The following is a 12,095-nucleotide window of genomic DNA, read 5'->3' as shown; positions in this document are numbered from 1 at the left end:
AACTGGGTTTCTACCGGTATCGCGTATCCCCGGAGTAGACCGGCGACGGGGCTTGGCTCACCCGCTCGTTGCCGTGACGAGCGGGTGAGCCAAGCCGCTTCGCGAGCCCGACCGAGTGCGCCGGGGCAGTGCGCCGGCGCCGGGCATGCCGCGGTACGGGGCCTGAACCTACCGACGGCCTCGGGGCGGACCGCACTCCGGTGAGCGCGAACCGGCGCGGCATCCTTTCGTCGCGCAGGGTCAGCGTCCGGCGCCGAGGGCCACCCCACCACGTCCGTCCGGGAGCAGGCGGACCATCGGCGGCGCCGCGGAGCCATCGCAGATGCGTCGGCGCTCAGTGCAGGCCAGGGCGGAACGCCTGGACGGCCCTGGCGAACAGCCCGAACCGGCGTCCCCACGTCGCGCCGCCGAGCTGGTCGACGTACCGCCCCGCCTGCGCGTCGCGGGCGCGGACGCCGGTCTCCAACTGCACGGTCAGCGCCAGATGGTAGAGCTGCCCCAGCACCTTCGCCGTCGGCAGGGTGCTGTCGCCGGTCAGCGCCGCCGACAGCTCGTACCGGCCCGAGGTCCGGTCCAGGGCCAGGCGTATGCCGCTGACCGGATCTCCGAGCTCCGCCCCCTCTGCCGGGGTGGCGGTCGCTCCCAGGATCTCGCCGGCCTGCCGGGCGACCCGGTCCCAGGTGGCGAGGGCCGCGACCGAGCCGATCGGGGCGTCGGCCCCGTCGAAGGCGATCACGTACCGTCCCGCCGTGCGGACCCCGCCCGGCGGCCCGTCCGGGAGCGCGTCGTCCGCCGGGTCGGGCTCGTCCCCGATCGGAAGGCGACCGCGCAACCACTTCTCGGCGGCCGCCCAGTCGTCCTCGCCCGCGCGGTCGACCCACTTGCGCAGCCGGTCCTCCGCCGCCGTCAACCCCGTCCCGGAGTCGATGGCCCGCTGCAGTCCGTCCTCCAGATCCGCCATGTCCGCCGGCTCCGCCGGATCGCTCGGCGCCGCCTTCGTCCTGCCCGCCGATCCCCGGCCGGGCAACAACGGGGACGTCCCCTCGGTACGCGTCAACGTGAAGGACGCGCCACCGATCTCCTGGGCATGGACGGTGACCACGTCGGGGCCGGATCGCCGGGCGACCGCGCACCGGAGGTATCCGTGCGACGGGTCGGCCAGGTGCTCGCGGGCCTCGTCGAGGTCGGCGAAGGCGTAGAGGTAGCGGTCCTCGACGTCGTCGGCGAACAGGAACACTGCTCCGTCGCCGGGACCCACCGCGGACGCGGCATCGGCGTGCGCCGGCGCGAACGCGGCGAGCTCGTCGAGCTGCCCGCCCGACACCCCGCCCGATGTCCCGCCCGACGCCCCGCCGGACGCCTCGCTCCGAGACACGAAGGTGCTTCCTCTCCGCCGGCGACTCCGTCCGCCGGATCATACGGTGACGCGGAACACCTGCTGCTGCCGGGACGCAATGGGTGCGCCACGAGCGACAGGACGGCGCACCACGGGCGGTCGCGACGAGGTCCGCGACTTGCCGGCGTGCGATGGTTCACGACGTGAACGCCCCGTGATGTCGGCGGACCGATGTCACGGGGCGTCCTCGTCCTCAGGCCGGCCGTCCGGACGGGTTCCGGCTACCGCACGGCCGCTTCCGGTTACCGGCTGAGGGACCTGAGCGCCGCCGCGTCGTACGGCTGCAGCTCGTCGAAGCGGTTGCCGAGGACCTTCGCCGCCCACTGCGGGTCCTGGAGCAGCGCGCGGCCGACGGCGACCATGTCGAACTCGTCGCGTTCCATGCGGTCCAGCAGGTTGTCGATGTCGCCGAGGGCCGCACCTTCGCCGGCGAAGGAGCGGATGAAGTCGCCGTCGAGACCGACCGAGCCGACGGTGATGGTCGGCCGACCGGTGAGCTTCTTGGTCCAACCCGCCAGGTTCAGGTCCGAGCCCTCGAACTCCGGGAGCCAGTAGCGACGCGTGGAGGCGTGGAACGCGTCGACACCGGCCGCCGCCAGCGGGGACAGGATCGCCTCCAGCTCCTCCGGGGTCTGCGCGAGCCGGGCGTCGTAGGCCTCCTGCTTCCACTGCGAGTAGCGGAAGATCACCGGGAAGTCGGCCGGGACGCGCTCGCGGACCGCGGCCACGATCTCCGCGGCGAACCTCGTACGGGCCGCCGCGTCGCCGCCGTAGGCGTCGGTGCGGCGGTTGGTCCGCTCCCACAGGAACTGGTCGAGGAGGTAGCCGTGGGCGCCGTGGAGCTCGACGCCGTCGAAGCCGATCCGGGCGGCGTCGGCGGCGGCGTCGGCGAACGCGCCGATGACGTCGTCGAGGTCGGTGCGGGTCATCGCCCTGCCCGTTCCCTCGGTGCCGTCGACGCGGATGCCGGAGGGGCCGACGGCCGGCGCGTCGGCGTACGGTGCCTCGCCCTGCTTGCGCACCATGCCTATGTGCCACAGCTGGGGCACGATCGTGCCGCCCACCTCGTGCACGGCCGCGGCGACCTTCGCCCACCCGGCCAGCTGCTCCTCGCCGTGGAACCGCGGCACCCGGTCGCTCTGCCCGGCCGAGTCGTGACCGACGTAGGTCCCCTCGGTGACGATCAGGCCCACCCCCGCGGCGGCCCGGCTGGCGTAGTACGCCTGCACGTCCTCACCGGGCACGCCGCCGGGGGAGAACATCCGCGTCATCGGAGCCATCGCGATGCGGTTGGGGACGGTCAGTCCGTTCAGCGTGATCGGCCGGGACAGGATCTCGGCCGCGCGGGAGGCGGTGGTCGTGGTGACGGTCATGCGGTCCTCCGGGTTGAGGCTGTGGCTCGTCGGGGTGACAACGAGAAGTGCATAGTACACATGTTATGTATCATGCATATTGCAGGGTCCGGCGGCGGCCGTGGTACGGCACGCCACCCGCAGATCGAGCAGCGCCGGGGGTCGTCGGTTCCCCGGAGCCGCCGTCCGCGATAATGGAGCGCCGGAAGGAGCAGGAGGCGAAGTGCTGGAGAAACTGGAGCGGGAGCTGATGCTGCTCTCGCGGCACCAGGTGCTGGCCCGGCGCGAGCGCGACCCCGAACGCCTGGAGCGGTCGGCATACCTGCTGCTCAGCCGGATCGACACCCAAGGCCCCATGTCCATCGGACAGTTGGCGGAGGCTTTCGCGCTGGACACCTCGACCGTGAACCGCCAGACGGGCGCACTGCTGCGTTGCGGACTGGCCGAGCGCGTCGCGGATCCGGACGGCGGCATGGCGCGCAAGCTGCGCATCACGGACGAGGGCGGCCGCAGGCTCGCCGAAGACCGTGAGGTCAACCGGTCCTGCCTGGCCCGGGTGGTCGCCGGTTGGTCGCCCGAGGAGGTGCGGGAGCTGGAGGACGTCCTGGTCCGGCTCAACCGCAGCGCCGAGGCCCTCGAAGGACGGTACTGGCCGCGCACGGAGGAGGACGCCCTGCCCCCGTGCCACCCGCAGGAATCCCCGCCCCCTGCTCGGCGGGAACCCGCGACTCCCGCCCCGTAGGGCGCCCCTCCACCGGTACGGGCGGCCGCCGACCGCCACCCGAAGCGGCTACTTGGCGGCGCGCAGGTTCCAGGTGGTCAGTTGGCCCTCGATCAGGCCGTAACTGCCCTCGTTGTACTGGGTCGCGGTGACCTTGAGCGCGGCGATCGGGGAGTTCTCGTCGACGAGGCACACGCTGTCGCCCTCCGCCACGACAACCGCGTTGCGCGACTGGGCGGCGAGGAGGTCCTTGCAACCCTGCGGCGTGGGATCCCCGGGGTTCTCCCACAACGCGACGGTGCCCTTGACCTCCATCGAACTGGACCCGTTGCGCCCGGCCGCGGGTCGGATGCCGAAGCCGGAGCCCTTGCTGGGCGGCACCTGTGAGAGGTCGATGCCCTCGAGCCCGAGTACGACCTTGCCCGACCACCGGACGGAAGCGGCCCCGCCGGCGCCTGTCGCAGTGCCCGGGGCGGCGGTGACGGCGGGGCTCTGCGGCGGCTGATCGCCGACGGCGGACGAAGCCGGCGGCGGCACGGCCGACGGCTGGGGCGGCGATCCGTTGGAGAAGGCGGCGACGGCGGTCGCCACGCCGGCGATGGCGCTCACCACTGCCGCTCCGGCGGCCCAGATCTTGGCGCGGGAGGGACTCGGTGCCGGCGGCGGCGCGTACGGCGGCCAGGCCGGCTGCTGCGGCGGATGCTCCATGTTCAAGTCCCCTTCGGCCTTCCCCGATCGGCCCCTCGGACCGGCAATCCCCGTGACGATAGCAATTCCTCTCCGCCGCCACGAACATGGTTGCGTCGCGTGATGCTCCCCGGTGGAGAGTGCTGTTCGGTCGACTTCGGGTCCGGCGGTACCCCGCTCCGACGGGGCGACAGAGGGCGTGCGCGGCATAAGGGGGCGCATTCAGATAGAAGATCAATTCGATTGCGCCCCCTGGGGTGAGATGCGCCGGTTCAAGATCTTCGGATTGCTAGCGTCCATGCCGTGACGACCCCCCTGCTGCCCGGCCCGGAGCCGGACTTCCTCGTGCCGTCCTCGCCCCTCCTTTTCGACGAATCGTTTCGTCCGGTGCTACTGGACACCTCCCGGCCGGCCGACGCGGCGGCCCTGGCCGAACTGCGGGAGTCGGACCGGCTGCGCGAGGTGCACGACCGGATCGAGGACCAGGTCGAGGAACTCCTGCGCTGCCTCGCACCGCAGGACCCGTTCGGCTCCCGCTCCCGGTCCCGCGCCATCGCCGACACCTTGGGAGCGCAGCCCGATGCCTATGGCAGATGGGCCTGGTACCCGTGGTCCGGACGCCTCGTCCACGTGCTGCCCGAGGCCGAGTTCCGCCTGGTGCGGACCGACCGCAACCGGGACAAGATCACTCGCGAGCAGCAGCGGAGCCTGCTGCGGCGCCGCATCGGAGTCATCGGGCTGTCGGTCGGCAGCAGTGCGGCGATGACCTGCGCCATGGAAGGGGTCGGCGGCGCCTTCCGCCTGGCCGACTTCGACCGGCTCGGCCTGTCCAACCTCAACCGGCTGCGTGCCGGAGTCCACGAACTCAGCCTGGAGAAGAGCGTGCTGTGCGCACGCCGCATGTACGAGCTGGACCCCTACCTGGACATCGAGGTCCATCGCGGCGGCGTGAGCGAGGAGAACATCGCCGACTTCTTCGACGGTCCGGACGGTGGCCCGGGCGACGGCGGCCGGGCCGATGACGAGGGCGGCGGTCGGAACGCCGGCCTGGACCTGCTCATCGAGGAGTGCGACACCCCGTGGGTGAAGGTCGCCGCCCGCGAGCACGCACGCAGCCGACGGGTCCCCGTCCTCATGGACACCAACGACCGTGGCCTGCTGGACATCGAACGCTTCGACCTCGAACCGGACCGGCCGCTCTTCCACGGCCGCACCGGAACCACGACCGCCGCCGACGTCGAGGTGATGGACCAGGAGGAGACCATCCGCTTCCTGCTCGCCGTCGTCGACGAGCGGCGGCTGAGCCCGGCCATGACCGACGCCCTCACCCGCGTCGGCCGTACCCTCTCCAGTTGGCCCCAGCTCGCCAGCGGAGTCATGCTCGGCGCCGCCCTCGTCACCGACACCGCCCGCCGCATCCTGCTGGGCGAACCCCTCGAATCGGGCCGCCACTCCATCGACTTCGAGTCCCTCGTCCCCGCCCGGACGCTCCTGCCCGCACCGCAGGGAGCCACCCTGTGACCCGAGTCCCCGAACTGCGCGGCGAACACCTCCGGCTGAGGGAACTGCACGCCGGCGACCACGACGCCTTCGCGCGCATCTTCACCCACCGTGTCCTCACCCGCTACCTGGGTGTCGACCGCATGGACGCCGGTCAGGCCCACGACGCCTTCGCCCAGAGCCTCGCCCAACCGTTCGCGCACCCGCGCCGCAAGTACACCCTCGCCGTCTGCGCGCCCGACGACGACGCGCTGGTCGGCACCATGGGGCTCCTCATCGAGGACTACGGCAGCAACGCCATGCTGACCAGCCTGGTGCTGCTGCCGGGCACCCCCGTACGCGGTCACGGACACGAGGCCGGCCGCCTGCTGATGGCCTACGGCTTCGGGCCCTTGGGGCTGCACCGCATCTGGGCGGGCCACCGCAGCGACCACCACCACATGCCGAAGGTGATGCGCGCCGCCGGACTGCATCCCGAAGCCACGCTCCGCCAGCTCTTCCACACCCAGGGCTGTTGGTACGACGTCACCACCTACGCGGCCGTCGCACCGGACTGGAAGCGCCAGGCGGGCGCCGGGGAACTCGCCATCCTCGACGGCGCACCCCGACTCGAACGGGTCTGAACCCGGAACCGGAAGCCCGCCGGTGAGCTCCGGGCCCGGCTCGACCCCGCCTCCGGCGTCCGCTCCCACCCGCTGGAGGTGAACGGGGAACCGCGAACCGCGATTCGCCGGACCGGCGGAGGGAAGGCACGATCCAAGCTCATTCGGTCCGGTGACCAGTACCTCGGCTCACCCCGCGGCTCCGGTGAGCGGAGACCCCCACGTGGGATCGTGCAGGGGTCTTCTCGTGAGGTGGGCCAGGAAGTGCTCCGCCGTGTGGGAGGCGGTGTCTTGCGGCGCGCCGATCACGGTCAAGGCGGAGGTGAGCCGGGCCGACGCCTCCTCCGGCACGTCCGGGTCGGTAAGCAGCGGAAGAAGCAGCAGGAGACGGACTGCCGTGTCCTGGACGCCTTCGACCCCGGAGCGGGGGTTGTCGGCGATGCGGACCATTTCGGGCCACGTCAGCCCGGTGCCCCTGAAATCCACGTCCCGACTCGCGATGTGTTGGACGTGGCTCGTGGCGCGATGGGTGAGGAGGTAGTCGGTGGAGCAGTCGCCATCCAGGTTGCGGTGGATCACCACGGCTCCGGGGCCGGTTTCTGCCGGCACCCGAAAGACCGGCCAGTGCTCGGGATCGAAGAGGACGTCGGACAGGGCGTCGTCATCCGCGCCGTCGTCGCCGAACCACTCGGGAACCGGCTGCTCGGTACACCCGCCGGCGCTGCACATCACCGGAAGGTAGTTCGACCAGAAACCCGGGCGGGCGAGCAGTGACTCGCCCGCCACCAACTCGTCGGCGTCATATCCCGTGATCAGCACCCCTCGATCCTGTCAGCAGCCACTGACACGGGTCGATCCGGGACGGGCAAGGCGCCGCTGCCCGGTTGCGGGACGGGTCTCAGAAGGCGCGGGTGTCCGCTCGCTCGCAGAGCGAGCCGTACAGCTCGGGGCGGCGGGTGCGCATGAGGCCGAACTCCAGCCAGTCCCGGCGCTGGTCGAGGTCGAGGTCGGCGACGAGGACGGCCTCGCGGTCCCGCGGTGCGCGCAGCATGATCCGACCGTAGGGGTCGGAGATGAAGGAGGAGCCGTAGAAGGTGGAGCGGCCCTCGGTGCCGACCCGGTTGGGGACGATGGCGAAGAGGGCGTTGGCCAGGCCGTTGGCGCTGATGGCGTGTTCCCACATGGGACGGGTGTCGAACTCCGGGAGGTCGACCTCGGAGCCGATGGCGGTGGGGTGGACGAGGATCTCGGCGCCGGCGAGCGAGTAGGCGCGGGCGAGCTCGGGGAACCATTCGTCCCAGCAGGTGGGGAAGCCGAGGCGGGCCCCCTCGTGGGCGATGACGGGGAAGCCGCTGTCGCCGGGGCGGAAGCAGAGGTCCTCGCGGTAGCCGGGGAACGCCGGGATGTGGTTCTTGCGGGTCCGGGCGATCAGCTTCCCGTCGGCGTCGACGCACACGGCGGTGTTGTAGCCGAGGCCGCCGTCCTCGGCGCGCTCGTAGAGGGAGGCGTGGACGGCGATGCCGAGCCCGGTGGCGAGTTCCGCCGCGAGGGCGACGGTGGGGCCGCTCTCCACGTCCTCCAGGTAACGGGCGGCGCCGTCGGCCATGGGGTCGTCGGTGTTGCAGAAGTAGGGGCTGCGGGTGAGCTCGGGGAGGCAGACGATCGTGGCGCCCTGCTCGGCGGCCAGCGCGACGCCCTCGCGGAGCCGCTCGTCGTGCTCGCTCCGGTCGGCGTACCAGCGCATCTGGACGAGGCCGACGCGCAGCGGTAGGCGCTCGGCCGGTTTGGTCCGGCCCGGGGAGCCCAGCGGGGAGCCGTCGGAGGTCAGGAGCGCGTACGTGGTCATGGGGCCGCCTTCGGGCGAGATGGGTGGGTGCGGGACGGGTGGGGGCTCGGTGACCCCATCATCCTGACTGAAATTTAAGTCAGGATGGGCTCGGTGAAAAGAGCCGTCCGACCGTGGGCCCATGGACGGGGCGGTCGAACGACGGGTGCGGGGCCCACCGCAGGGGCGCGGCGCCGCACCCGCCGTTCGACCGGTTACGACCTCACCCGGCCTGGGGGAGGGGGCGCTGCGGCGGGCCGTTGTAGCTGCCGAGCGGGCGGATCAGCGCGTTGTGGGCGAGCTGTTCGGTGATGTGGGCAGTCCACCCGGTGACCCTGCTCATGACGAACAGCGGGGTGAACATGGGCACGTCGAAGCCCATCAGGTGGTAGGCGAGCGCGGCGGGGTAGTCGAGGTTCGGGTGGATGCCCTTGCGGCCGATCATCGCGCGGCGCAGGGCCGCGTGCAGGGCGGCGAGGGTGGTGACCTCGGGGTCCCCGGCCCGGGCGACGAGCCGGTCGGTCGCCTCCTGCATGATCGGGACGCGGGAGTCGCCGTGCTTGTAGACCCGGTGGCCGAACCCCATGATCTTGCGCCTGTCCGCGAGGGCCCGGTCCAGCCAGTCGACGGCGTCCTCGGGGTCGCCGATCTCCCGCAGCATGTGCATGACCGCCTCGTTGGCGCCGCCGTGCAGGGGCCCCTTGAGCGCGCCGATCGCCGCCGTGACCGCGCTGTAGAGGTCGGAGAGGGTGGAGGTGACGACCCGGGCGGTGAAGGTCGACGCGTTGAAGCTGTGTTCGGCGTAGAGGATCATCGAGACCTCGAAGCAGCGGACCACCTCGGGCGCGGGTACCGCACCGAAGCACATGTGGAAGAAGTTCTCCGCGTAGCCGAGCGCGGGATCCGGCTGGATCACCGGAAGTCCGAGCCGGCGCCGGTGGTCCGCGGCGACGACGACGGGCAACTTGGCCAGCAGACCCAGCGACTTCGTCGGATGCCCGGTGGTGCCCTCCTCGTCCTCGGTGGGGTCCTCCGCGCCGAGGAAGCTGACCGCGGTGCGGAGCACGTCCATGGGGTGGCAGGTCCGGGGCAGACCGGCGAGCAGTTCGGCGGTGGTCCGGTCGAGCGGACGCAGGGCCCGCTCCCGGGCCCGGAACCGCTCCAGCTCTCCGGCGTCCGGCAACTCGCCGTGCCACAACAGGTACGCGACCTCCTCGAAGGAGTGGCGCGCGGCAAGCTCCTGCACCGGATAGCCGCGGTAGGTCAGGGAGTTGGTCTCCTCGATCACGGTGGAGATCGCGGTGGTGTCGACGACGACACCGGCGAGGCCGCGGTGGATCTCAGGGGTGGTGGCGGTCATGGCTCACTCCGGTGGGGTCAGGTGCCGGGCGGCAGGGTGAAGTCGAAGACGCTTCCGTCGAAGGCCGAGTACGCGTCGTATTCGAGGACCTCGTACAGGCGGGACCGGGTCTGCATCCGGGGAAGGAGGGACTCCTGCGTCCCCTCCCGCGCGATCGTGCGCAGACCGTCCTCGACCGCGCCCATGGCGAGGCGGAAGAGGGTCACCGGATGGATGACGAGGTTGTAGCCGAGGTCCTCCAGTGCGCGGGTGGACAGCAGGGGGCCCTTGCCGAACTCGGTCATGTTGGCCAGCAGCGGTACGTCCACCGCCCGTCGGAAGGCCTCGAACTCGGCCGCACTGTCGAGGGCCTCCGGGAAGATCGCGTCCGCGCCCGCGTCCACGTACGCCCTGGCACGGTCGATCGCCGCGTCCAGGCCCTCGACGGAACGGGCGTCGGTACGCGCCATCAGGAGGAAGTCGGGATCGCGACGGGCGTCGACGGCGGCACGCACCCGCCGGACCATCGCCTCGCGCGGGACCAGGGTCTTGCCGTCGAGGTGGCCACAGCGCTTGGGATTGACCTGGTCCTCCAGGTGGAGGCCGGCCAGGCCCGCGTCCTCCATGATCTGGATGGTGCGGGCAGCGTTCAACGGTTCGCCGAAGCCGGTGTCGGCGTCGACGAGGGCGGGCAGGTCGGTGGTCCGGGTGATCTGCTGGGCGCGGGCCGCGACCTCGGTCGACGTCGTCAGGCCGATGTCGGGCAACCCCAGGTCCGCGGCGAGGACCGCCCCGGAGAGGTACACCCCGTCGAAGCCCGCGTCCTGGATCATGCGCGCCGAGTACGGGTTGACCGCGCCGGGCATCCGCAACAGCTTCCCGGAGGCCAACTGTTCGCGGAAGGAACGGCGCCTGTCGGCCGCGGTGGTGCGGGTGTGCAGCATCAGAACAGTCCCTTCGGGAGCGACGCGTCGTACGCCGCGGTCCGGCCCGTGTCGACCGCGGGGAACAGGGAGGCGAGCCCGGCGGTGTCCAGCTCCGCGAGTCGACCGGCGGCATCGAGGAAGTGGTCCTGCGCGTCGGCCGGTACGACGCCTTCGGTCAGGGTCCGGAACTTGCCGGTGTAGGCCGCCCGGTCGAAGGGGCGGGCGCCGGCGGGGTGGGCGTCCGCGACACCGAGTTCGTCCTCGATGACGCCGCCGTCGTCGAGGGTGATGACCAGGCGTCCGCCGAAGGCCCGGCGCTCGGGATCCGGGTGGTGGTAGCGGCGCGTCCACTCGGGGTCCTCGACGGTCGAGATCCTGCGCCAAAGAGCGACCGTCCCGGGACGCCGGGCCCGTTCGGGGGAGTAGGAACGCTCGTGGTGCCAGGCGCCGTCCTCCAACGCGACGGCGAGGATGTAGGGGATGGAATGGTCGAGGGTTTCACGGCCGGCGGTGGGGTCGTACTTCTGCGGGTCGCCGGAGCCGGATCCGATCACGTGGTGGGTGTGGTGACTGGTGTGCAGGACGGCCTCACGGATCCGGGAGGTCGGTCCGGTCTTCTCCCGCATCCGGCGCGCCAGGTCGATGATCGCCTGCGCCTGGTACTCGGCCGAGTACTCCTTGGTGTAGGTGTCGAGGATCGCCCGCCGGGGCTCGCCGGGCGCGGGCAGCGAGACCGTGTAGGAGGCCCGGGGGCCGTTCAGCATCCAGGCCAGGAAGCCGTCCTCGCCCTCGTAGATCGGTGAGGGGGAGCCCTCGCCGCGCATCGCCCGGTCGACGGCCTCGATCGCGGCCTTGCCGGCGAAGGCCGGGGCGTAGGCCTTCCAACTGGAGATTTCCCCCTTGCGGGACTGCCGGGTGGCCGTCGTGGTGTGCACCGCCTGCTGGACCGCCTGGTGGACGGTCGCCGTGTCGAGGCCCAGCATCGCGCCGAGGCCTCCGGCGGTCGCGGCGCCGAGGTGGGCGACGTGGTCGATGCGGTGCTCGTGCAGGCAGATGCCCCGGACCAGTGCGACGTGCAGCTCGTAGGCGGCGATGATCCCGCGCAGCAGATCGGCGCCCGAACGACCGGTGTGCTGGGCGACGGCCAACAGCGGCGGAATGTTGTCCCCGGGGTGGGAGTAGTCGGCGGCGAGGAAGGTGTCGTGGAAGTCGAGCTCGCGCACGGCCGTGCCGTTGGCCCAGGCCGCCCACTCCGGGGAGACGCGCACCTCCGGCGACAGTCCGAGGACGGAGCCCCCTGGCGCCGCCCGGTGGGGCGCGGCCTGCGCCCGGGCCACCGCGACGGGCCGACGCAGCAATGAGGCCACGGCCACGGAGGCGTTGTCCACGATCCTGTTCACCGCCATGTCGACGGCCCGGGGGTCGAGGTCGGAGGCCTGCTCGGTACCGGTGGCCGTCTCGGCCAGCTTCCAGGCGAGTTGCCGTTCGCGGGGGAGACGGTCGGAACTGGGGTGGACGCGTACCTCGTGCTCGATCACGGAACTCCTCGGAAGGCGGAAGGCGGAAGGCGGAAAGCGGAAGGCGGAAAAGGCGGAGCGGAACGCCCGACGCGGATGTGCGCCAGACGAATGTTTCGATGTCAGCCTTTCCCGCTTCCCGGGCCGGGTCCACGGCTCCAACCTGCGGAATCCGTCCCGGAAAATCTTGCGAATCTGCGAATCTTGCAAATCTGGCGAGTGTTATCTTC

11 protein-coding genes are annotated in these 12,095 nt (G+C 71.7%); 3 read left to right on the top strand and 8 right to left on the bottom strand.

All coding sequences use genetic code 11. From position 1 onward, the window contains the following. Positions 1 to 334 precede the first annotated feature (334 nt). Positions 335 to 1,375, bottom strand: a complete 1,041-nt coding sequence (locus ACFVS6_RS15810) for a hypothetical protein (RefSeq protein ID WP_389704191.1) — start codon at positions 1,373 to 1,375, stop codon at positions 335 to 337. Positions 1,376 to 1,638: 263 nt separating this feature from the next. Then, positions 1,639 to 2,769, bottom strand: coding sequence for an NADH:flavin oxidoreductase (locus ACFVS6_RS15805; RefSeq protein ID WP_389704189.1), 1,131 nt, complete (start codon positions 2,767 to 2,769; stop codon positions 1,639 to 1,641). Positions 2,770 to 2,974: 205 nt separating this feature from the next. Between ACFVS6_RS15805 and ACFVS6_RS15800 the strand changes: the two genes are divergently transcribed. Then, on the top strand, positions 2,975 to 3,490 hold the full coding sequence (locus tag ACFVS6_RS15800; protein ID WP_389704203.1) for a MarR family winged helix-turn-helix transcriptional regulator: 516 nt from the start codon (positions 2,975 to 2,977) through the stop codon (positions 3,488 to 3,490). Between the two features lie 48 nt (positions 3,491 to 3,538). On the opposite strand, the gene ACFVS6_RS15795 is transcribed toward ACFVS6_RS15800, so the two are convergent. Further along, positions 3,539 to 4,177 (bottom strand): hypothetical protein, encoded by a 639-nt coding sequence (locus tag ACFVS6_RS15795; RefSeq protein WP_389704187.1) that lies wholly within the window; start codon positions 4,175 to 4,177, stop codon positions 3,539 to 3,541. A gap of 282 nt (positions 4,178 to 4,459) precedes the next feature. On the opposite strand from ACFVS6_RS15795, the gene ACFVS6_RS15790 reads away from it, so the two are divergent. Both ACFVS6_RS15790 and ACFVS6_RS15785 read left to right on the top strand, forming a co-directional pair. Further along, a complete protein-coding gene (locus tag ACFVS6_RS15790; protein ID WP_389704185.1) occupies positions 4,460 to 5,677 on the top strand; it encodes a ThiF family adenylyltransferase in 1,218 nt (405 codons plus the stop codon). Then, a complete protein-coding gene (locus tag ACFVS6_RS15785; protein WP_389704183.1) occupies positions 5,674 to 6,279 on the top strand; it encodes a GNAT family N-acetyltransferase in 606 nt (201 codons plus the stop codon). The genes ACFVS6_RS15790 and ACFVS6_RS15785 overlap by 4 nt, the downstream gene beginning before the upstream one ends. Before the next feature lie 168 nt (positions 6,280 to 6,447). Here the strand turns inward: ACFVS6_RS15785 and ACFVS6_RS15780 are convergent, their stop codons facing one another. From ACFVS6_RS15780 to ACFVS6_RS15760, 5 genes are all read right to left on the bottom strand, one after another. Next, the gene (locus tag ACFVS6_RS15780) at positions 6,448 to 7,077 is read right to left on the bottom strand and encodes a hypothetical protein (protein ID WP_389704182.1); all 630 of its coding nucleotides are present in this window, start codon (positions 7,075 to 7,077) and stop codon (positions 6,448 to 6,450) included. A gap of 79 nt (positions 7,078 to 7,156) precedes the next feature. After that, complete coding sequence (locus ACFVS6_RS15775) at positions 7,157 to 8,104, bottom strand: nitrilase-related carbon-nitrogen hydrolase (RefSeq protein ID WP_389704181.1); 948 nt, start codon at positions 8,102 to 8,104, stop codon at positions 7,157 to 7,159. Positions 8,105 to 8,306: 202 nt separating this feature from the next. Beyond that, complete coding sequence (locus ACFVS6_RS15770) at positions 8,307 to 9,443, bottom strand: bifunctional 2-methylcitrate synthase/citrate synthase (RefSeq protein WP_389704179.1); 1,137 nt, start codon at positions 9,441 to 9,443, stop codon at positions 8,307 to 8,309. A 17-nt stretch (positions 9,444 to 9,460) separates the two neighbouring features. Continuing rightward, on the bottom strand, positions 9,461 to 10,366 hold the full coding sequence (prpB, locus tag ACFVS6_RS15765; RefSeq protein WP_389704178.1) for a methylisocitrate lyase: 906 nt from the start codon (positions 10,364 to 10,366) through the stop codon (positions 9,461 to 9,463). After that, positions 10,366 to 11,886, bottom strand: coding sequence for an MmgE/PrpD family protein (locus ACFVS6_RS15760; protein WP_389704176.1), 1,521 nt, complete (start codon positions 11,884 to 11,886; stop codon positions 10,366 to 10,368). The genes prpB and ACFVS6_RS15760 overlap by 1 nt, the downstream gene beginning before the upstream one ends. Positions 11,887 to 12,095 lie beyond the last annotated feature (209 nt).

Source organism: Streptomyces sp. NPDC057939, assembly GCF_042887545.1.
GTDB lineage: Bacteria > Actinomycetota > Actinomycetes > Streptomycetales > Streptomycetaceae > Streptomyces.
This window is presented reverse-complemented; position numbering and strand designations above follow the sequence as displayed.

Excerpts from the sequence above, each read along its gene's own strand:
- ACFVS6_RS15805 (WP_389704189.1), bottom strand. The coding sequence starts at position 2,769 with ATGACCGTCACCACGACCACCGCCTCCCGCGCGGCCGAGATCCTGTCC.
- ACFVS6_RS15795 (WP_389704187.1), bottom strand. The coding sequence starts at position 4,177 with ATGGAGCATCCGCCGCAGCAGCCGGCCTGGCCGCCGTACGCGCCGCCG.
- ACFVS6_RS15775 (WP_389704181.1), bottom strand. The coding sequence starts at position 8,104 with ATGACCACGTACGCGCTCCTGACCTCCGACGGCTCCCCGCTGGGCTCC.
- ACFVS6_RS15770 (WP_389704179.1), bottom strand. The coding sequence starts at position 9,443 with ATGACCGCCACCACCCCTGAGATCCACCGCGGCCTCGCCGGTGTCGTC.
- prpB (WP_389704178.1), bottom strand. The coding sequence starts at position 10,366 with ATGCTGCACACCCGCACCACCGCGGCCGACAGGCGCCGTTCCTTCCGC.